The sequence below is a fragment of the Achromobacter sp. 1014246743 genome (assembly GCF_059760725.1).
Genome location: NZ_JCBANA010000033.1, coordinates 42,731 through 61,099 on the forward strand (window position 1 = coordinate 42,731; position 18,369 = coordinate 61,099).

Consider the following 18,369-nt stretch of genomic DNA (forward strand, 5'->3'; position numbering starts at 1 on the left):
CACGAAGACGAGCCAGCGGCCACGGGTGAGCCGCGCCGGGGCAGGCACCAAGGCGGCGCAGCGCGCCCGCTCTTGGTGCGCCGGGCGTTACGCCGCCACGCCCGCCTGCGCCAGCATGGCGCGCAGCAGGACGTTGCATCCTGCTTCCAGGTGATCGGGGCGCGCGTCTTCGATCTCGTTATGGCTGATGCCGTCCTTGCAGGGCACGAAGATCATCGCCGCCGGGGCCACCCGCGCCATGTATACGGCGTCGTGTCCCGCGCCGCTGACCACCTCCATGGCCGACAAGGACAAGTCCCTTGCGCCATCCCGCACCGCCTGGACCAGCGGCTGCGCAAACGGCTGCGGCGCGAAGTACACCACCTGCTCCACGTGCGCCGACACGCCGCCGCGCCGGGCCGCGGCGTCCACCGCGGCGCGCAAGGCAACGTCCATCGCCGACAGCGTCGCGTCATCGGCGGCGCGCAGGTCCACCGAGAGACTCACGCGGCCCGGAATGACATTGCGGGAATTCGGGAACACGTCCATCCAGCCTACGGTGCCACGCGCGTTCGGGGCGTGCGCCAGCGCAATGTCGTTGACCGCGCGCACCAGGTCCGATGCCGCCAGCAGCGCATCGCGCCGCAACGGCATGGGCGTCGGACCGGCATGCGCTTCCACGCCGGTCAGCACCACGTCGTACCAGCGCTGGCCCAGCGCCGCCGTGACCACGCCGATCACGGTGTCTGCGGCCTCCAGCACCGGCCCCTGTTCGATATGCGCCTCGAAATAGGCGCCCACGCCATCGCGCACCGCCGGGGGAACGGCCGCTGCGCCGGCATAGCCGATCGCGGTCAAGGCGTCACGCACGCTGACGCCGTCGCGGTCACGCTGCCCCAGCGCATGGTCCAGCGTAAAGGCGCCGGCGTACACGCCCGAGCCCATCATGACCGGCACGAAGCGCGATCCCTCTTCGTTCGTCCACACCACCAGTTCCAGCGGCGCCTCGGTCTGGACACCGGCGTCGTTCAGCGTGCGCAGCACTTCCAGGCCCGCCAGCACGCCGTAGTTGCCGTCGAACTTGCCGCCGGTGGGCTGGGTATCGATATGGCTGCCCGTCATGACGGCGGGCAAGGCATTGTTGCGGCCCGGACGGCGCGCGAAGATGTTGCCGATGGCGTCCACGCGCAGCTCGCACCCCGCCTGGCGCGCCCAGTCCGAAAACAGGTCGCGGCCCTGGCGGTCCAGGTCGGTCAGGGCCAGCCGGCAGACCCCGCCCTTGTCGGTCGCGCCGATACGGGCCAGATCCATCAACGACTGCCACAAGCGCGCACCGTCCACGCGCAGATCAGCCAGGGAATCGAAGGCAGTAGAGGCAAGGGTCATGCAAGCTCCTGATACGCGAAGGGGACGTCGCCACGCCGCGCGGGCGGGCGGAGGATCGGCCATCGAAAAATAATGGCTGGTGTACCAGGCGCTGCAAATACACAATCGCGCTGAATCAGGCTCACTGTACAGGCGCGTTCGGGCTATCTGTATAGGTCAGAATCCGCAACGCCAACCGCACGCGGGCCTCGTTGGGATAGTTGCGGTTGGCCAGGATCACGATGCCCAGCTTGCGCGACGGCACGAAGGCCACGTAGGCGCCAAAGCCGTTGGTGGCGCCGGTCTTGTTGATCCACACCGCCTCCTGCGGCGCGCTCGGCGGCTGCACGGCCTGCACGGGCAGGGTTTCGAACGCCACCTTGGCCGAGTTGCCGGCCACCAGGTCATCCACCGATACCGGGTAGCGGTACTGCTCCCAGATCAGGTCCTGCGTCATCGCGCCCAGCTGGTAGTAGCCGGTATGCGTGGCCGCGATGGCGCGCTGGATGGCGGCATCCGCGGGCGCCACGCCCAGGTTCACCTCGACGAAGCGGATCATGTCGCGGGCGGTCGATTTCACGCCATAGGCCTCGTCCGCCAGCACGCCCGGATTCAACCGCACCGCCGCGTTCTGCTTGTTGTAGCCCCAGGCGTAGTCCGGCATTTTTTCAGGCGGTACGTTCACATAGGTGCTGCGCAGCCCCAGCTTGGGAAACAGGCCCTGCTCCAGCGCCGCCACGTAGGGCTGGCCCAGGCTGCGCGCCGCCACCACGCCCAGCATGCCGATGCTGGGATTGGCGTAGGTGCGGTGCGTGCCGGGCGCGTACTGCGGCGTCCAGGCCTTCAGGTAGGCCATCAACTGGGCCATGTCCTGCACGGCGTCCGGCACCTGCAAGGGAAAGCCCCCGGCCGTGTGCGTGGCCAGGTTGATCAGCGTGGTCTTGGCAAAGTCGGTGCCTTGCAGTTCGGGCACGTACCGGGCGGGGCTGTCGCCCAACGACAGTTTGCCCGAGGCCTCTGCATAGCCCGCCAGCGTCACGGTGAAGGTCTTGCTGATCGAGCCCAGCTCCAACAGCGTGTCGGGCGATACCGGCTTGCGCGGTGCGCGCGAGGCATCGCCGTAGTTGAAAAAGCGCTGCTCGCCGTTGCGGGTGACGGCGATCGCCATGCCGGGGATGTCGTACTGGCGCATGACCTCGGCCACGGCAGCGTTGATCGCCTCGTCAGCGGCCCGCGCCGACACGGCCGCGGACACCGCTGCCGCGGGCTGCCCCGCCGCCAGGGCGGGTCCGGCGCCTGCGGCCAAGGCCAGCAGCCCCATCGAAGCACGGAGTTTTTCTCTCAGGCGCATGCCATTCTTCCTGTCGTGTCATACCGGCTGGCGCCGGCCAAATGGCCGCCCAGTGTAGGACGAATTTGACGCATCCTGGTACTAACCCTAAGTCTCGTCCGACCGAAATTTTGGCTATCCTGCTCCGGTCGATTCAAAACCCCGCAGAAGAGACTCGCCCCCGTGGCGGGCGCCGACGGAGCAACCGCCCCGGAAACTCTCAGGCAACAGGACTGCGCGGTGTAGACAATCTGGAGAGAGGCGCCAGGCGCGCCCACCGAAGGGGATCCCGCGGCGCTCGCCGCCCGGGTGAAGCTCTCAGGTACCAAGACAGATGGGGTGCTGCTGCCGGTTGGCCGCAGCCACGCTATCTGGAGCCACCATGCCCCGCATCGCCATCATCGGCGCCGGTATCACCGGCGTCACGTCTGCGTACGCCTTGAGCAAACTGGGTTACGACGTCACGGTCTACGACCGCCAGCGCTATCCCGCCATGGAAACGTCCTATGCCAACGGCGGCCAGCTGTCCGCCAGCAACGCCGAAGTCTGGAACAGCGCCGCCACCGTCATGAAGGGCCTGCGCTGGCTGGGGCGGCGCAATGCGCCGCTGCTGCTCAACCCGCGCTTCAGCTGGCACAAGTATTCGTGGCTGGCCCAGTTCATGGGACAGATCCGCAATTACCGCCAGAACACCATCGCCACCACCCGGCTGGCCATCGAGGCGCGCCAGCACCTGTACGCCATGGCCGAGGAAGAAGGCATCGACTTCGACCTGGAACGGCGCGGCATCCTGCACATCTACCACGACGCCGCCAGCTTCGAGACCGCACGCCGCGCCAACGCGCTGCTGCGCGAAGGCGGACTGGAACGCCACGCGGTCACGCCCGACGAAGCACGCGCCATCGAGCCCGCGCTGCAAACGGCCTGCCACGGCGGCTTCTACACGCCGTCCGATGCCACCGGCGACATCCACAAATTCACCAGCGGCCTGGCCCGTGCCTGCGCGCGCCGCGGCGTGCGCTTCGAGCAGGACGCCGACATCCGCGCCATCAGCCGCGACGGCCTGCCCTACGTCTTGGACATTGCCCGCGAAGGCGGCACGCAACACGAACAGCACGAGGCCAGCGCCATCGTCATCTGCGCCGGCGCCGCCAGCCGCCAGTTCGCGCGCCAGCTGGGCGACTCGCTGAACATCTACCCGGTCAAGGGCTATTCCATCAGCGTGCACCTGGACGAGCCCGACAGCCGCGCTGCCGCCCCCACCGTCAGCCTGCTCGATGAAGCCGCCAAGATCGTCACCAGCCGCCTGGGCGACCGCTTCCGCGTGGCCGGCACGGCGGAATTCAACGGCTTCAACATGGACATCCGCGCCGAGCGCATCCAGCCGCTGGTGGACTGGACCCGCAAGCACTTCCCCGGCGTACGCACGTCACGCGTGGTGCCCTGGTGCGGCCTGCGCCCCATGACCCCCAACATGATGCCGCGCGTTGGCCCGGGCAAGCGGCCCGGCGTGTTCTACAACACCGGGCACGGGCATTTGGGGTGGACGCTGTCGGCAGCGACGGCGCAGATGCTGGCGGCGAGTGTGCGGGACGGGGTGTCGCTGGCGTAGCGCCTACCGCGCCAGCAACTGCGGCACCGAAGACGCCAGCAACGTCAGCCCCGAACACGTCAGCAGGCCCAGTACCGTGCGCCGGAACGTCACTTCGGAAATGCCGATGTACAGGCGGGTGCCCAGCAGCGTGGGGATCAGCATGGCCGGCGCCACCACCGCGAACATGGGCGCCATGTCGCGGGTGACGATGCCGGTGGCCAGGTAGGTGGCCATCGTCACCGACAGCATCGCCAGGTTGAAGTTCTGGATCACGGCGCGCTGGGTGTCCTTGTTGAAGCCGCGCAGCGTGCACCACAGCGTGGGCACGCTGCCCGCGAAACCGCCGATGCCGCCCAGCACGCCGCCGACCATGCCCACGGCGCCATCGCCCAGGCGGTTGCCGCCGATGCGCGGCAGCCGCTGCGACATCAGCATGACCGGGCACCACAAGGCCAGCAAGGCGCCCAGCACCGCCTTGAACCAGTCCATGTCCAGGTGCGGCAGCACCAGCACGCCCAGCGGAATGCCGGCCAGGCCGCCCGCCAGGAAGGGCCACAGCAGTGGCCAGTCAAAGCCCCGGCGCACCGAAAACACGGCCAGCAGTTGCCCGGTCAAGGCGCCGAAGACGGCCAGAGCGGCGGCCAGGCGCGGGTCCAGCACCCAGGCCCAGAACGACATGGCCACCATGCCGAACGCAAAGCCCGACAGGCCCTGCACGAAGCCCGCCACCGCCGCGCCGATCGCCACCACCCATACCGCGTCCATGCCTGCTGTCTCCTTGATTCCGGGGCCGGTTGCGGCCTCTTGATGTCATGACCGGGGATTCTAGGCAGGTGCGGCGGACCGGGCTATTTGAAGTGCTGATGAGGGAATAGGTTTTCGATGATGGCGCGCCGAAGCCTCGCGCGCGCCGTCGCACCCGATCCGCAAGCGTTCCGGCTAGCCTTGCAGGACCTCGTAGAAGCTTTCGGCCTCGCCCCGGTCGCCCAGCACGGTGGTCAGTCGGTCGAGCACGGCATCGCGGTAGGCCGGCTTGATGTCCCAGTCGTCGTCGCGCAGGTCTTCGTCCGCGTCCAGGTAGATCTCGCCCACGGCGGCCAGGGCGGCGGCCAGGGTCCAGAGGTCGGGCGCGATGTCATCGGGTGCCCATGTGCCGGTGCCGTGCATCGCATACAGGATGCGGCCGCTGCCCGTGTCCAGAATGAAGGGGTCGGCGTTCAGGTCGGCGATGACCAGCCAGTGGTCCTGCCAGGCCGGCACCCGTTGGCCGTTCGAGGCATCCCAGCGGTAGCCGGCCTGCAGATCCCACAGGCGGCTGAGCGCGGGAAAGCACACATTGGTTTCGGACAGCGTGACGCCGACCGGGCCGATGTGCGCGTGATAAGTCTCGCCCAACGGGCCGATGCGGGCATAGAAATCGGCCAGCGCGTCGGGCAGCGGGATGTCGCCGCGCCATTCGTCGCGGCCTTGCGGGCGAAGTTCACCGAAACGGGCAAAGCGGTCCCGCAACGCGTCGATGTCGATCATGCTGGCCCTTGGGTCAAAGGTAGATCGTGCCACGCAGGTACAGCGCCGCCTGGCCGCTGATGATGACGCGGCCGTTGCCGGGCAGTTCGCATTGCAGCTGCCCCTTGCGCGCCCCGCCCTGCTCGGCCGTCAGCGTCGTCTTGCCCAGGCGCTCGGCCCAGTACGGCGTGAGCGAGGTGTGGGCCGAGCCGGTGACGGGGTCTTCGTTGACGCCCACGCGCGGGCCGAACCAGCGCGACACGAAGTCGTAGCGCGTGGACGGCGCCGTGACCGCCACGCCGCGCACGTCGAACGCGGCCAGCGCCGAGAAATCAGGCTTCAGGCCGTCGATCAGGGTTTCATCGTCGATGACCAGCAGGTAGTCGTCGGTGCGGTACAGCGCCCGCGCGTCCTTCAAGCCCAGCGCTTGCAGCAGCGCGGCCGGGATGGCCTCGGCCACCGGTTGCTTGACGGGGAAATCCATCGCCAGCGCCTTGCCGGCGCGGCGCACTTGCAATTCGCCACTGCGGGTCGAAAAGCGCAGCAGGTCGTCCTGGACGCCCAACTGTTCGAACAGCACCCAGGCCGTCGCCAGCGTGGCGTGGCCGCACAGGTCGACCTCGACCGCGGGCGTGAACCAGCGCAACTCGTAGACATCGCCCTGGCGCACGAAGTAGGCGGTTTCCGACAGGTTGTTTTCTTCGGCAATGCGCTGCAACGTCGCGTCAGGCAGCCACGCGTCCAGCGGCACCACCGCGGCGGGGTTGCCGCCGAAGGGAGCGGCAGTGAAGGCGTCTACTTGGTAAAGGTCGAGCTGGGGCATGGGAAATTCCTGTGTCGTACGCGATGAAGCAGCCGTTATTTTGCTACAAGGCGCCGGGCGGGTGCTTGCGGCGGGTTGTCCTGGACTGCGCGTCTGGATTTTTCCAGACACTGGATTTTCGCCCGCCGACCCGATATGATGATGCTTCTTTCAAGACGCCCTCCCGGTCCGCCGGGAGGGCGTTTCTTTTGGCTTTTTCCAACCCAGAAGGAACCCTTGAAATGACCCATCTCCCCTCCTCCCGTTCGAACGTCGGCAACGACACCGCCGCGGCGAGCCTGTTGGGCTTTGTCCGCCACGGCCACGGCCCGGAACCCGTGCTGGTGCTGCACGACTGGCTGGGCGACCACGGCAACTACGCCGCGATGACGCCCTATCTGGACGGCGACGCCTGCACCTATGTGTTCGCGGACCTGCGCGGCTATGGCCTGTCGCGCCATCTGACGGGCGCCTGCTCGGTCGATGAGATCGCCGCCGATTGCCTGGCGCTGGCCAACCACCTGGGCTGGCCGCGCTTTAGCGTGCTGGGGCATTCGATGACGGGCATGGTCACGCAGCGCCTGGCGGCGAATGCGCCGGACCGCATCAAGCGGGCGATTGCCGTGTGCCCGGTGTCGGCCGCGGGCCATCGGCTGGGCCCGGACGCGTATGCGTTCTTTGCCAGCACGGCGCACGACGACGAGGCCTTTTGCCGCCTGATGCAATACGTGACCGGCGGCCTGGGCCGCGGCTGGGTGCAGGCCAAGCTGCGGCGGCATCGCGCGTCGGTGGCGCCCGCTTGCCGCATTCCCTACCTGGACATGCTGGTCCACACGGATTTCGTGGACGAGGTACGCGGGCTGACGACGCCGTACCTGGTGATCGTGGGCGACAAGGACCCGGGGCTGGACGAAGCCGCCATGCGGCAGACGTTCCTGGCGTGGCATCCGAACGCCCAACTGCGGGTGATGCCGAACTGCGGCCATTACCCGATGCAGGAATGCCCGCCGGCGTTTGCGGCGCTGATCGAGGCGTTCCTGGCGGACAAGGCCATCTGATCAGGCGCCGGCCCCACGCAGCAGCGCCCCCACCTGTTCCAGTTCGGCCTCGCTACGTGCGCTGTAGCCGATGACCACGCCGGGCGGCATTGTCACGCGCAGGCAGAAGTCGGCTACCGACTGGATGCCGATGCCGCGTGCCTGTGCACGGCGCAGCAGGTCCGCCAGGTCCCTGCCGGGCGGCAGCCACCACACCAGGTGAAAGCCCGCCTGCTCGCCGCTGACCCGCAGCGGCGACGAGCCTGCGGCCAGTTGCAGCAGCCGCAGCAGCTGGTCGCGCCGGGCCGCGTAGACGGGCCGTACACGGCGCACGTGGCGGGCGAAGCTGCCGTCTTCCAGGAAGTTGGCCAGCGTCATCTGTTCGATGATGCTGTTGGACCGCCCCGTGGTGTGGCGCGTCCGCGTGAACGCCGCCACCAGCGGCCGCGGCAGCACCGCATAGCCGATGCGCAGCGCGTTGAACAGGGTCTTGTTGAAGCTGCCGCAGTGGATCACGCGGTCGGCGCTGTCCAGGCTTTTCAGGGCGGCCAGCGGGGCGCTGTCGTAGTTGAATTCGCTGTCGTAGTCGTCTTCCAGGATCCAGCTGCCGGTCTGCGCGGCCCAGTCCAGCAGTTCCAGGCGGCGCGACACGGGCATGGTGACGCCGGTGGGCGACTGGTGCGCGGGCGTGACGTGCACCAGCTTGACGCCGCGCTGGCGGCGGGCGCTGGCCACCGAAAAGCCGTGCTCGTCGATCGCGATGGGCGTGATGCGGCGCGTGTACTGGCTGAACAGCGGCACGGCGTTGAGGTAGCCGGGGTCTTCCACCAGCACCTTGTCGTCCTGCGACAACAGCACGCGGGCGCTCAGATCGATGCCGTCGCGGATGCCGGTCAGCACCACCACCTGGTCGGCATCGCAGGCGATGCCGCGCGCCGCGCCCAGGTAACGCGCAATCTGCTCGCGCAGCGGCTGCCAGCCCTGCGATTCCTCGTTGGCCAGTTGCGACGGCGTGACGCGCTGGGCGCTGGCCGCCAGCCCCTTGCTCCATGCCGCCATCGGGAACAGCGAGGCGTCGGCGCTGCGGGCCGTGAAAGGCGGCTCTGAACGCGGCGGCGGTACCGGCGGCAGGCCGGTTGCCGGGCGTACCGATACGGCACGCGGTGACGGAGCGGATGCGCCAGGCGCTGCCGGCGTGGACGGGCGGCCGCCCCCTTGCGCCGCCTCGCCGGGCAAGCCATCGCGAAAGAAATTATCGGGAATGACCGCCGCCACATAGGTGCCCGACCCGACCGTGCCCGCCGTATAGCCTTCGCTGTGCAACTGATCGTAGGCAGATTCGACGGTGGACCGGGCAATGTGCCAGCGTCCGGCCAGGCTGCGGGTGGACGGCAGCCGGCTGCCCGAGGGCAGCACGCCTTTGAGGATGCGCTCGCGGATCTGGCGATAGACCCAGGTCTGCTTGGATTCCCCGGCCCGGGGCGGGTCCAGCGGCAAGTCCAGGCTGGCTTCCTGGCGCGGCACCCGCGAGGCGCTGCGGCGGGCGGCCTGCCGGGTGCCGCGTGGGGGGACGGACAACGCGTCAGGCTGGGCGGCCGAGTCGGAGCCCCGTGGCGCTTCCCGCAAAAGTGGCTTGGTCATATTCATAAAAATGGCCCTGGAGACAAAGCCATTCTATCGCTACATTGCGCTCCATGCGCCCCCCACGGGTCTATCAACGGAAACGCGCCATGACCACGCCCTCCCTGTACACCATCACCCTTGATACCGGCCACTTCACCACCGACGGCACGACGACGCTGCTGGACGCCGCGTTGGCCCAGGGGGTGCCGGTGCCCTTTTCCTGTCAGCGCGGCGAATGCGGCTCGTGCCGGGCCACGGTGGTGGACGGCCGCCACGAACGCCTGGCCCCGCCCACCGAACGCACGTACGTCACCGCCGACGATGAACTGCTGATGTGCCAGTGCCGCGCGGCGGGCGACCTGGCGCTGCGCTTTCCGCATTGGCGCGAACCGGCCCTGCAAGCGCAACGCCGCGAGGCCGTCGTCGTGTCGCGCGTGCCGCTGACCGAAGACGTGACCCAGCTGATCGTGCAGGTGCAGGGCGAAGACGCCTTCGCCTGGCAGCCCGGGCAACACGTCGAATTCCTGCTGGAAGACGGCAGCCGGCGGCCTTTTTCCATTGCCAGCCTGCCGTCGGCCGCGGGCCCGGCCCGGCTGGAATTCCAGATCCGCCGCATGCCCGGCGGCGGCTTCACCGAACGCCTGCTGCCGCGCCTGATGCCCGACGACACCCTGGCGCTGGAAGGTCCGCTGGGCGGCTGCACCTGGCCCGACGAAGGCTGGCCGGACGACATCGAACACCTGGTGCTGCTGGCCACGGGCACGGGCTATGCGGGCGTATACCCGATCCTGATGGCCGGGCTGCAAAGCCCGGCCATCAAGAGCGTGACGCTGTACTGGGGCGGCCGCTCGGCCGACGACTGCTATGCCGCGCCGATGTTGAACGCCCTGCTGGCCAAGGGCGGCTTTCAATGGCATGCGGTGGTGCCGCAAGACGACGCCGGTGCGACCCCGCAGGCCCACGCCTACGTGCAGGACAGGGCCGCGGCCGCCGACCATGACTGGGCCCGCACGGTGGTCTATGCCTGCGGCAACCCCGCCATGGTGCGCGCGGCGCGCGACCGGCTGCGCCAGGCCGGCCTGCCCGACGACCGCTTTCTGTCCGAAGCCTTCGTGCCCGCGACCGGCGCCGGCCCCGTCGTGGCGCCCGCCCCGGCCCACCCGTGGGAACGGGTCAGCCCGCGCTTCACCATGGACGGCATCCTGCGTGCGCGGCGCCGCTCGCTGACGGCCGTGCGCGAGATCGCCGCGCTGATACGGCCCGGCATGACCACGCGCGAAGCCATCACCGCGGCCGACGCGCACCTGCGCCGCATGGGCGCATCGCACAACTGGCATCCGACCTACGTGCGGTTCGGCGCCGATACGCAATCGCCCACCGTGCATCCCACCGACTTCCAGCGGCGGCTGGGCGACAAGGACATGTTCGTGGTGGACATCGGCCCGGTATGGGACGGCTATGAAGGCGACTACGGCGACACCTTCGTGGTGGGCGCGGACGCCGACCGCCAACGCTGTGCCGAGGCCGCCCGCCAGGTGTTCGCCCGCACCCGCGAGGCCTGGCTGCAGGGGTTGAGCGGCGCGGCCCTGTACGACCGCGCCGAAGACTTTGCGCGGGAACATGGCTGCGAACTGGTGCGCGAGATTCCCGGCCACCGCGTGGCGGATTTTCCGCATGCGTTGTATGGCAAGCACCAGTTGGCAGACGCCGACTTCGTGCCGGCCGATGGCATCTGGGTGCTGGAGATCCAGGTGCGCGACCGGACGCTGCCGATCGGCGCGTTCTACGAAGACGTGCTGCTGCGCTAGGCGGCCGGGTCGGTCAAGCCCGTCAGGCGGGTCAGCCCCCCATCAGGCCGACCCCGCACCCGCCGGCCGCTGGCGCGCCCGGTGCAGCGCCCCGACCTGCTCGGCCAGTTCGTCATCCGGCCCGTCCACCGGCGTGTCGGTGATGACATCGGTGATGCGCAGCGCCTTGACCCGCGGCGCGGGAAAACCCAGTTCCTGCATCCACGCGCTCAGTTGCGGGGTGGAACTGGCGTAGACGATGCGGCCCAGCCCGACCCAGCCGTGCGCGGCGGCGCACATGGCGCAGTGCTCGCCCGACGTATACACGGTGCTGGCGGCGCGCTGGGCGGGCGTCAGGTTGGCGGCGGCCCACCGGGCGATCTCGAATTCCGGATGGCGCGTGTGGTCGCCCCCGGCCACGCGGTTGCGGTCTTCGAACAGCACCTGGCCGTCGGCCGACAGCAGCAGCGAACCGAAGGGCTCGTCGCCCTGCGCCAACGCCTGCCGCGCCAATTCGACGCAGCGCGCCAGGTAGGGTTTGTCTTGTGCCGTGATCATGCCCATGCTCCTTTTGCCTGGCGCCCGGGCGGCCATCCCGCGCGCCCCGACACCCTAGGGTTTGTCCTGATCCGTGTCCTGTCGATTTGCGGGAGGCTCATGCGTCGAGCCAGTACACCCCCCCACTTTCCCTTCAAGGCGGAAATGACCATGACGACAGGAACCGTAACTTTGCACCGCGTGCTGCGCGCCGCCCCCGACCGCGTGTACCGCGCCTTTCTCGAACCCGACGCCATCGTGCGCTGGCTGCCCCCGTATGGCTTCACCTGCCTGGTCCACGAACTGGACGCCAAGGTGGGCGGCTCGCACCGGATGTCGTTCCGCAATTTCGGCACCGGCCATAGCCACGACTTCGGCGGCAAGTACCTGGAACTGGTGCCGAACGAGAAGATCCGCTACACGGACCAGTTCGACGATCCTAACCTGCCGGGCCAGATGCAGACCACCATCACGCTGCGCAAGGTGTCCTGCGGCACGGAAATGACCGTGGTGCAGGAGAACATCCCGGCGGTGATACCCACCGAGATGTGCTACCTGGGCTGGCAGGAATCCCTGACCCAGTTGATGCGACTGGTGGAACCGCAGATTCCGGATTGACGGCGCCTGGCTGCGGGGGGTGCGCGGGCGGCCGCGCGCCCTCATTCGCCTGGCGGCCGCCCCCGCGATGCGCGTCAGCTTTCGCGTTCGGCCAGCGCTTCCAGCAGCTCGGCCGACGGCGCGAAGAACAGGCCGCCGGTGACGGCGCGGCTGTAATCCAGCAGGCGGTCGTAGTTGCCCGCCGGACGGCCGACGAACATGTTTTCCAGCATCTGCTCGATGGGCGCGGGCGAACGCGCGTAGCCGATGAAGTAGGTGCCGAATTCGCCCGAGCCCGGGCGGCCGAACGGCATGTTGTCGCGCAGGATCTTGACCTCTTGGCCGCCCTCGTCCAGCGTGGTCAGCGAACTGTGCGAATACGACGGCTTGACGTCGTCCGGCAGTTCGACGTTGGTGAGCTTGCGACGGCCGATGATGCGTTCCTGCTGCTCGGTCGGCAGCGCTTCCCAGGCGGTCATGTCGTGCAGGTACTTCTGCACCAGCACGTAGCTGCCGCCGGCGAACGCCGGGTCTTCGTCGCCGATCAGGGTGAAGTCGGCCAGCTCGAAGCCCTGCGGGTTTTCGGTGCCGTCGACGAAACCGATGATGGCGCGGCGGTCGAAATAGCGGAACCCATGCACTTCGTCGACCACCTTGGCGGCCGTGCCCAGGCCGGCCACCAGCAGCGTGGCCAATTCGAAACAGGCGTCCATGGCTTCGGCACGGATGTGCAGCAGGATGTCCCCGGGGGTGGACACGGCTACCCGGTCGCCCGAACCGAATTCGCGGAACGGATGCAGCGAGGCCGGGCGCGGCGCGCCGAACAGGGCGTCCCAGGCGGCGGAGCTGAAGCCGCAGATACAGGACAGGTCGGCCGCGACGGCGCGAGTGCCGACCGTGCGGACCAGCGCGGCGACGTCTTCGCACCAGGCGCGTACGGTGGCGGCGTTGTCGGCGCCGGGGTTCAGCGTGGCGACCAGGAAGATCGCGTAGCGGGCGTTGGGGCTGAGGACGGCTTGGGGTTCGACGGGTTTTTCGGACATGGAATATCGGGCTCGGGAACGGCGGGAAGGAAATGCGCTTGAAATATAGCTGATGCGGCCCGGTCTGGCGGGCGCGCTGTCTCCGAACTGTCACGCTTTGGCGTCACCATCGCGCATCATGACGACGCCCGCGGCCCCGGCCGACTACCAATCCGACATTTCCGGCCTGATCTGCGCGTTCCGCTTCGCGGCGGGCGGCGCCGCCACCGAGATCGCCCCGCCCGCGCTCGCGGACCTGCTGGCCCGCGCCAAGGCCATCGGCCCCGAGTCTGCGCCGGACGACGGCGCCTTTCTGTGGCTGCACCTGAACCTGTCGCAGGCCGGTTGCGTGCGCTGGCTGCAGGCCCACCTGGACCTGCCGGACACCTTCATCGCGATGCTGGGCGACGAGGCTCATTCCACCCGGATCGAGCAGCAGGAAGGCGCGCTGGTGGCGGTGTTCAACGACGTCATCTTCGACTTCGACCGCACCCCTGCCCAGGTATCGACGCTGTGGGTCTGCGCCCACCGGCGGCTGCTGGTGACGTTGCGGCGCAAGCCGCTGCGGTCGCTGGACCGGCTGCGCGAGCACGTGCGGCGCGGCGAGCCGTTCGAATCGCCTGCCCAGTTGCTGGCGCACCTGATGCGCGACCAGGCCGACCTGATGATGGAGATCGTGCGCAAGGCCAGCGTCGACGTCGACGGCATCGAAGACCATTTCCTGGCATCGCGTGGCGGCCCCGGCCGCCTGGACCTGGCCGGCACCCGCCGGGTGCTGGTGCGGCTGCAACGCACATTGGCGCCCGAGCCGGGTTCGGTCTTCCGGCTGCTGGCCCGTCCGCCCGCCTGGCTGCGGCCGCGCGACGTGCAGGAGCTGCGCGAATCCACCGAGGAATTCTCGGTGGTGCTGGGCGACATGGCCGGGCTGGTCGAGCGCATCAAGCTGCTGCAGGAAGAGATGACCGCGCGGCTGGACGAACAGAACAACCGAACGCTGTTCACCTTGACGCTGGTGACGGTGCTGGCCCTGCCCATCAACATCATGGCGGGCCTGTTCGGCATGAACGTGGGCGGCATTCCGCTGTCGGACGACCATCACGGCTTCTGGATCATCTGCCTGCTGGTGGCCGCATTCACGGTGCTGATGGGCTGGTGGGCGTTTCGTCGGCGGCGCGGCGGCTGAAGACCACGGCAGCCCGGCCCAACGCCCCCGCGTCCGGCCAACCGGAATCGCCTGGCACGGCGCCCCCGCCGCCCTCATCTGCTGCACCGCAAAAAGCGCAATCATTTGCTACCGATTCCCGCAAACGGGAATTTGCAATGCTATAAGTCGACCCATTCTTGCAGACGGCGTATTCCCTATAAAGGACATTGCCCATGAAGAAGGCCATCGGCAGCGGTATCGGCAGCGTCGCCCTTTTTTCCTGCGCGATGGCGCCGCCCGCGATGGCCGCCTGCAGCAATGTGGCCCCCGCCAGCAACACCGTCGTCACCTGTTCGGGCGCAGGCATCGCTCCCGTCGCTGCACAGTCCGGCAGCACGGGCGTCACGGTCAACCTGGACAGCACCGCCACCGGCAACTTCCCCCGCGCTGTCAACCCGGTGGGCATCAGCGTCGAAGCCGGCAGCACCATCAGCAACAACGGCCAACTGGTCCTGACGGGCGGAGGTGGTAGCGGTGGTTCACGTGGCGCGGTGCTGCTAGGCAACGGCGACGGCAACCAGATCACCAATGGCGACGGCGCCAGCCTGACCACCACCGGCGCCTTCAACGACGGCATGGCCGCCAACGGCAGCGGCAACACGCTGACCAATCACGGCACGATTTCCACGGCGGGTCCCAATGCCTACGGCATTTCAGCCGCCTGGGGCCAAACCAACCTGGGCCAGCACGACAACACCATCACCAATACCGGTACGGTGTCCACGACAGGCTCGAACGCCCGCGGCATCTCCATCCTGGGCAGCAACGGCACCATCATCAACAGCGGCACGGTGATGACCAGCGGCAACTCGGGTCAGGCCGTCTACATGCAGGGCAACAACGCGCGGCTGGTCAATTCCGGCACGATCACGGCCAGCGGCGGCGTGAGCGGCGTGTCCCCCGATGCGGTGCTGTCCAACACCGTGAGTTCCAGCTTCACGGCCACCATCGAAAACCTGGCGGGTGGCCGCATCATCAGCCAGAACGGCTTCGGCATCCGCACGCTCAACGGCGACACTACCATCATCAACGCCGGCCTGGTCGAAAGCGGCATCGGCAGCGCCATCCGCATGGGCAACGGCAACAATGCGCTGATCCTGCAGACCGGCTCGGTTATCAATGGCAGCGCCGACGGCGGCGCCGGCAACAACACGGTGACCTTGCAGGGCACGGGTACGGCAGCCAACGCATTCCTGAACTTCGGCACGTTGCGCATGCAAGGCTTGCTGTGGAACTGGACCGGCAGCGGCACCTTCAACCAGGTCTATGTAGACAGCGGCACGCTCAACGTCGCCAGCACGCTGGATGCCCCCGTGAACGTGGCCGCGGGCACGACGCTGGGCGGCTACGGCACGGTCACCGGCGCCGTCACGAACAACGGAACGATCGCCGTGGCCAACGCCCTGCCGACGCTGGCCGGGTCCGGCAACGGCGCCTTCACCATCAACGGCGCGCTGACCAACGCGGGCCTGGTGCAACTGGGCGGCGCGGGCGTCGGCAACCGCCTGAACGTCGGCAGCTACGTGGGCCAGAACGGCACCTTGGCGCTGAACACCTACCTGGGCGGCGACGGCGCGCCGTCAGACCAGTTGGTGATCAACGGCGGCACCGCGACGGGATCGACCCGGCTGCAGATCAACAACGTCGGCGGCCCCGGCGCCGAAACCGTGGCCAACGGCATCCAGGTGGTGCAGGCGGCCAACGGCGCCACCACGTCGCCTAGTGCCTTCATGCTGGCCGGCCCGGTCAAGGCCGGCGCCTATCAATACCATCTGGTGCACGGCGGCATCACGCCCGGCACCGCCGACAACTGGTACCTGCGCAACAGCGTGCCATCGGTGGACGGCGTGGTCGACCCGCCGGACCCGGCCATCGGCACGCCGCCGCTGCCCGAGCCGCCGCCCGCGGGCGAAGACCCGATCGTGACCTACCGCCCCGAAGTGCCGGTGTATGCCGCCCTGCCCGGCGTGGCGCGCCAGCTTGGCATCCAGCAACTGGGCACGTTTCATGACCGCCAGGGCGCGCAATCGCTGCTGACGCAGGACGGCGCCTTGCCGGCCGCCTGGTCGCGCGCCTGGGGCGGGCACGACACCCTGACCCAGCGCGGCGACGCCAACCCGCAGTTCAAGGGCGACATTTTCGGGGCGCAGGCCGGGCAGGATATCTATGCGCGCACTGGCGACAACGGCCACCGCGACCGCTTCGGCCTGTTCGCCGGTTTTGCGCGGGCCACGGGCGACGTCAACGGCTTTGCGCTGGGCATGCAAGGGCTGGACGCCGGCCACCTGGCCGTGAACGCCTACAGCCTGGGCGCGTACTGGACCCACATCGGCCCGGGAGGCTGGTACACCGACGTGGTGCTGATAGGCAGCACGCTGGACGCCAAGCCGCGCTCGCGCGACGGCATCGGCGACACGACGCACGGCCGGGCCATCACCGGGTCGGTGGAAGCCGGGCTGCCGATCCCGCTGGGCGGCAATGTCGAGCTGGAACCGCAGGCGCAGCTGGTGTGGCAGCGGCTGTCGTTCAACGACCTGGACGACGGCATATCGACGGTGGGCTTCAACCGCGGCAATACCTTCCTGGGCCGCGCCGGCCTGCGGCTGCTGGGCCGCTATGAATCGGCGCGCGTGAACTGGCAGCCCTATGTGCGGCTGAACCTGCTGCGCACCTTTGGCGACAACGACCGCACCACCTTCGGCGGCGACACGGTGCTGGGCGCCAACGTCGGCCAGACGGCCGGCAAGGTGGACCTGGGCGTGGCGGCGCAGGTGGGCACGTCCACCAGCCTGTACGCGGCCGCCAGCGGCTTGACCAATCTGGGCGGCGAACGCCAGCGCAGCGTGTCCGGCAGCGTGGGCGTGCGCTGGGCGTGGTGACGCGCCCGGCTACCCGGCGCGTGCTGGGCGCAACAGCGCGAACTGCCCGCCGCGTGGTGGCCGGGGTGCGCCCGGCCCCTTACTGATAGCGTTCGCGATAGCCCACCGGCGACATGCCGCAGTACTTGTTGAAGATGTCGCGAAACGCCTTGGTGTCGTTGTAGCCGACTTCGTACATGACTTCGGCCACGCTCTTGCGCGAGCTTTCCAGGCGTTTCTTGGCGGCTTCGACGCGCACGCGCTGCACGTATTCGACGATGCTGTTGCCGGTGGCCTGGCGAAAACGCCGTTCGAGCGTGCGGCGCCCCATGGCGTGGCGGTCGGCCAGGTCTTCGACGGTGATCTTTTCGGTGTAGCGGGTTTCGATTTCGTCCTGCACCGCGCGCACCACTTGGTCGGCGTGGGACTTGTGGCCCATGAACACCGAGAACGGCAATTGGCTCTGGCGGCTCCAGTCGAGCTGGAAGTACTTGGCGCACCAGATGGCGGTGTCGCGGTCGGTGTATTTTTCGATCAGGTGCAGCACCAGGTGGGCGGCCGAAAACGCACCGCCGCTGGTGTAGATGCCGTTTTCCGACATGACGACGCGGTCGCTGGACCACTGCACCGACGGAAACAGGCTGGCGTAGAGGTCGCGCGCCACCCAATGCACCACCGCCTGCTGGCCGTCGAGCAGGCCGCCGGCTGCCAGCAGCGCCGCCCCCATGCACAGGCTGGCCACTTCGCCGCCCCGGCGGTAATGGCCCGCCAGCCAGTCGATCAGTTCGCGATTGGACAGCACCACGTCGGACACCGCCCCCAGCAGCGGCGGAGCGATGCAGATGTCGATGCCCTGTGCGTCGTCCAGCACCAGGTCGGCCAGCACCGTGATGCGGCCGTCGTCCAGGCTGACCTGGCGCGTGGCGGCCAGCGTGCGCACCCGGAAGCGCGGTTCACGGCCCTGCGCGGCCAGGTATTCGTTGGCCACCAAAAAACCATGCCGGGCGGTTTCGAGCGACGCGATATTGGCGCCGCGGGGCAGCAAAAACGCGATGTTTTTCATGCCGCCAAGCATACGCCGCAGGCGTGTCGCAATCCACCCTGAAGATGTCGCAATTGCCCATCGGA

15 protein-coding genes and 2 riboswitches are annotated in these 18,369 nt (G+C 68.6%); of the genes, 6 read left to right on the forward strand and 9 right to left on the reverse strand.

Annotation, left to right across the window (positions count from 1 at the left end):
- Nucleotides 1-87: 87 nt before the first annotated feature.
- Together AC6LJ2_RS15510 and ampC are read right to left on the reverse strand one after the other, a co-directional pair.
- On the reverse strand, nucleotides 88-1,365 hold the full coding sequence (locus AC6LJ2_RS15510) for a Zn-dependent hydrolase (RefSeq protein WP_498151688.1): 1,278 nt from the start codon (nucleotides 1,363-1,365) through the stop codon (nucleotides 88-90).
- Nucleotides 1,366-1,486: 121 nt separating this feature from the next.
- A complete protein-coding gene (ampC, locus tag AC6LJ2_RS15515; RefSeq protein WP_498151689.1) occupies nucleotides 1,487-2,695 on the reverse strand; it encodes a class C beta-lactamase in 1,209 nt (402 codons plus the stop codon).
- A gap of 134 nt (nucleotides 2,696-2,829) precedes the next feature.
- Nucleotides 2,830-2,920: riboswitch (glycine riboswitch) on the forward strand.
- 1 nt (nucleotide 2,921) lies between these two features.
- Nucleotides 2,922-3,012: riboswitch (glycine riboswitch) on the forward strand.
- A 44-nt stretch (nucleotides 3,013-3,056) separates the two neighbouring features.
- On the opposite strand from ampC, the gene AC6LJ2_RS15520 reads away from it, so the two are divergent.
- Nucleotides 3,057-4,286 (forward strand): D-amino acid dehydrogenase, encoded by a 1,230-nt coding sequence (locus tag AC6LJ2_RS15520; RefSeq protein ID WP_498151690.1) that lies wholly within the window; start codon nucleotides 3,057-3,059, stop codon nucleotides 4,284-4,286.
- 3 nt (nucleotides 4,287-4,289) lie between these two features.
- On the opposite strand, the gene AC6LJ2_RS15525 is transcribed toward AC6LJ2_RS15520, so the two are convergent.
- The 3 genes from AC6LJ2_RS15525 to AC6LJ2_RS15535 all read right to left on the reverse strand — a co-directional run bounded on the left by AC6LJ2_RS15525 (nucleotide 4,290) and on the right by AC6LJ2_RS15535 (nucleotide 6,597).
- Entirely contained in the window at nucleotides 4,290-5,033 is a 744-nt protein-coding gene (locus AC6LJ2_RS15525) for a sulfite exporter TauE/SafE family protein (protein ID WP_498151691.1), read from the reverse strand.
- 174 nt (nucleotides 5,034-5,207) lie between these two features.
- Entirely contained in the window at nucleotides 5,208-5,795 is a 588-nt protein-coding gene (locus AC6LJ2_RS15530; protein WP_498151692.1) for an SUKH-4 family immunity protein, read from the reverse strand.
- Between the two features lie 13 nt (nucleotides 5,796-5,808).
- Nucleotides 5,809-6,597, reverse strand: coding sequence for a PhzF family phenazine biosynthesis protein (locus AC6LJ2_RS15535; protein ID WP_445656958.1), 789 nt, complete (start codon nucleotides 6,595-6,597; stop codon nucleotides 5,809-5,811).
- A 221-nt stretch (nucleotides 6,598-6,818) separates the two neighbouring features.
- On the opposite strand from AC6LJ2_RS15535, the gene AC6LJ2_RS15540 reads away from it, so the two are divergent.
- A complete protein-coding gene (locus AC6LJ2_RS15540) occupies nucleotides 6,819-7,634 on the forward strand; it encodes an alpha/beta fold hydrolase (protein ID WP_498151693.1) in 816 nt (271 codons plus the stop codon).
- Here the strand turns inward: AC6LJ2_RS15540 and pdxR are convergent, their stop codons facing one another.
- A complete protein-coding gene (pdxR, locus tag AC6LJ2_RS15545) occupies nucleotides 7,635-9,191 on the reverse strand; it encodes a MocR-like pyridoxine biosynthesis transcription factor PdxR (protein WP_498151694.1) in 1,557 nt (518 codons plus the stop codon).
- A 152-nt stretch (nucleotides 9,192-9,343) separates the two neighbouring features.
- On the opposite strand from pdxR, the gene AC6LJ2_RS15550 reads away from it, so the two are divergent.
- Nucleotides 9,344-11,044, forward strand: a complete 1,701-nt coding sequence (locus tag AC6LJ2_RS15550; RefSeq protein WP_498151695.1) for a M24 family metallopeptidase — start codon at nucleotides 9,344-9,346, stop codon at nucleotides 11,042-11,044.
- A gap of 42 nt (nucleotides 11,045-11,086) precedes the next feature.
- Here AC6LJ2_RS15550 and AC6LJ2_RS15555 read toward each other — a convergent pair whose 3' ends face one another.
- On the reverse strand, nucleotides 11,087-11,581 hold the full coding sequence (locus AC6LJ2_RS15555) for a nucleoside deaminase (protein WP_498151696.1): 495 nt from the start codon (nucleotides 11,579-11,581) through the stop codon (nucleotides 11,087-11,089).
- Nucleotides 11,582-11,731: 150 nt separating this feature from the next.
- On the opposite strand from AC6LJ2_RS15555, the gene AC6LJ2_RS15560 reads away from it, so the two are divergent.
- Nucleotides 11,732-12,178 (forward strand): SRPBCC family protein, encoded by a 447-nt coding sequence (locus AC6LJ2_RS15560; RefSeq protein ID WP_498151697.1) that lies wholly within the window; start codon nucleotides 11,732-11,734, stop codon nucleotides 12,176-12,178.
- A 74-nt stretch (nucleotides 12,179-12,252) separates the two neighbouring features.
- Here the strand turns inward: AC6LJ2_RS15560 and AC6LJ2_RS15565 are convergent, their stop codons facing one another.
- Nucleotides 12,253-13,200, reverse strand: coding sequence for a Dyp-type peroxidase (locus AC6LJ2_RS15565; RefSeq protein WP_263911177.1), 948 nt, complete (start codon nucleotides 13,198-13,200; stop codon nucleotides 12,253-12,255).
- A 118-nt stretch (nucleotides 13,201-13,318) separates the two neighbouring features.
- Between AC6LJ2_RS15565 and AC6LJ2_RS15570 the strand changes: the two genes are divergently transcribed.
- The gene (locus AC6LJ2_RS15570) at nucleotides 13,319-14,362 is read left to right on the forward strand and encodes a CorA family divalent cation transporter (RefSeq protein ID WP_263911178.1); all 1,044 of its coding nucleotides are present in this window, start codon (nucleotides 13,319-13,321) and stop codon (nucleotides 14,360-14,362) included.
- Nucleotides 14,363-14,556: 194 nt separating this feature from the next.
- On the forward strand, nucleotides 14,557-17,262 hold the full coding sequence (locus AC6LJ2_RS15575) for an autotransporter family protein (protein WP_498151698.1): 2,706 nt from the start codon (nucleotides 14,557-14,559) through the stop codon (nucleotides 17,260-17,262).
- 79 nt (nucleotides 17,263-17,341) lie between these two features.
- On the opposite strand, the gene AC6LJ2_RS15580 is transcribed toward AC6LJ2_RS15575, so the two are convergent.
- The gene (locus AC6LJ2_RS15580) at nucleotides 17,342-18,316 is read right to left on the reverse strand and encodes a helix-turn-helix domain-containing protein (RefSeq protein WP_263911181.1); all 975 of its coding nucleotides are present in this window, start codon (nucleotides 18,314-18,316) and stop codon (nucleotides 17,342-17,344) included.
- Nucleotides 18,317-18,369: the final 53 nt, after the last annotated feature.

Coding starts and splice junctions, on each gene's coding strand:
- AC6LJ2_RS15510 (WP_498151688.1), bottom strand. CDS start 1,365: ATGACCCTTGCCTCTACTGCCTTCGATTCCCTGGCTGATCTGCGCGTG.
- ampC (WP_498151689.1), bottom strand. CDS start 2,695: ATGCGCCTGAGAGAAAAACTCCGTGCTTCGATGGGGCTGCTGGCCTTG.
- AC6LJ2_RS15520 (WP_498151690.1), top strand. CDS start 3,057: ATGCCCCGCATCGCCATCATCGGCGCCGGTATCACCGGCGTCACGTCT.
- AC6LJ2_RS15525 (WP_498151691.1), bottom strand. CDS start 5,033: ATGGACGCGGTATGGGTGGTGGCGATCGGCGCGGCGGTGGCGGGCTTC.
- AC6LJ2_RS15530 (WP_498151692.1), bottom strand. CDS start 5,795: ATGATCGACATCGACGCGTTGCGGGACCGCTTTGCCCGTTTCGGTGAA.
- AC6LJ2_RS15535 (WP_445656958.1), bottom strand. CDS start 6,597: ATGCCCCAGCTCGACCTTTACCAAGTAGACGCCTTCACTGCCGCTCCC.
- AC6LJ2_RS15540 (WP_498151693.1), top strand. CDS start 6,819: ATGACCCATCTCCCCTCCTCCCGTTCGAACGTCGGCAACGACACCGCC.
- AC6LJ2_RS15550 (WP_498151695.1), top strand. CDS start 9,344: ATGACCACGCCCTCCCTGTACACCATCACCCTTGATACCGGCCACTTC.
- AC6LJ2_RS15555 (WP_498151696.1), bottom strand. CDS start 11,581: ATGATCACGGCACAAGACAAACCCTACCTGGCGCGCTGCGTCGAATTG.
- AC6LJ2_RS15560 (WP_498151697.1), top strand. CDS start 11,732: ATGACGACAGGAACCGTAACTTTGCACCGCGTGCTGCGCGCCGCCCCC.
- AC6LJ2_RS15565 (WP_263911177.1), bottom strand. CDS start 13,200: ATGTCCGAAAAACCCGTCGAACCCCAAGCCGTCCTCAGCCCCAACGCC.
- AC6LJ2_RS15570 (WP_263911178.1), top strand. CDS start 13,319: ATGACGACGCCCGCGGCCCCGGCCGACTACCAATCCGACATTTCCGGC.
- AC6LJ2_RS15575 (WP_498151698.1), top strand. CDS start 14,557: ATGAAGAAGGCCATCGGCAGCGGTATCGGCAGCGTCGCCCTTTTTTCC.
- AC6LJ2_RS15580 (WP_263911181.1), bottom strand. CDS start 18,316: ATGCTTGGCGGCATGAAAAACATCGCGTTTTTGCTGCCCCGCGGCGCC.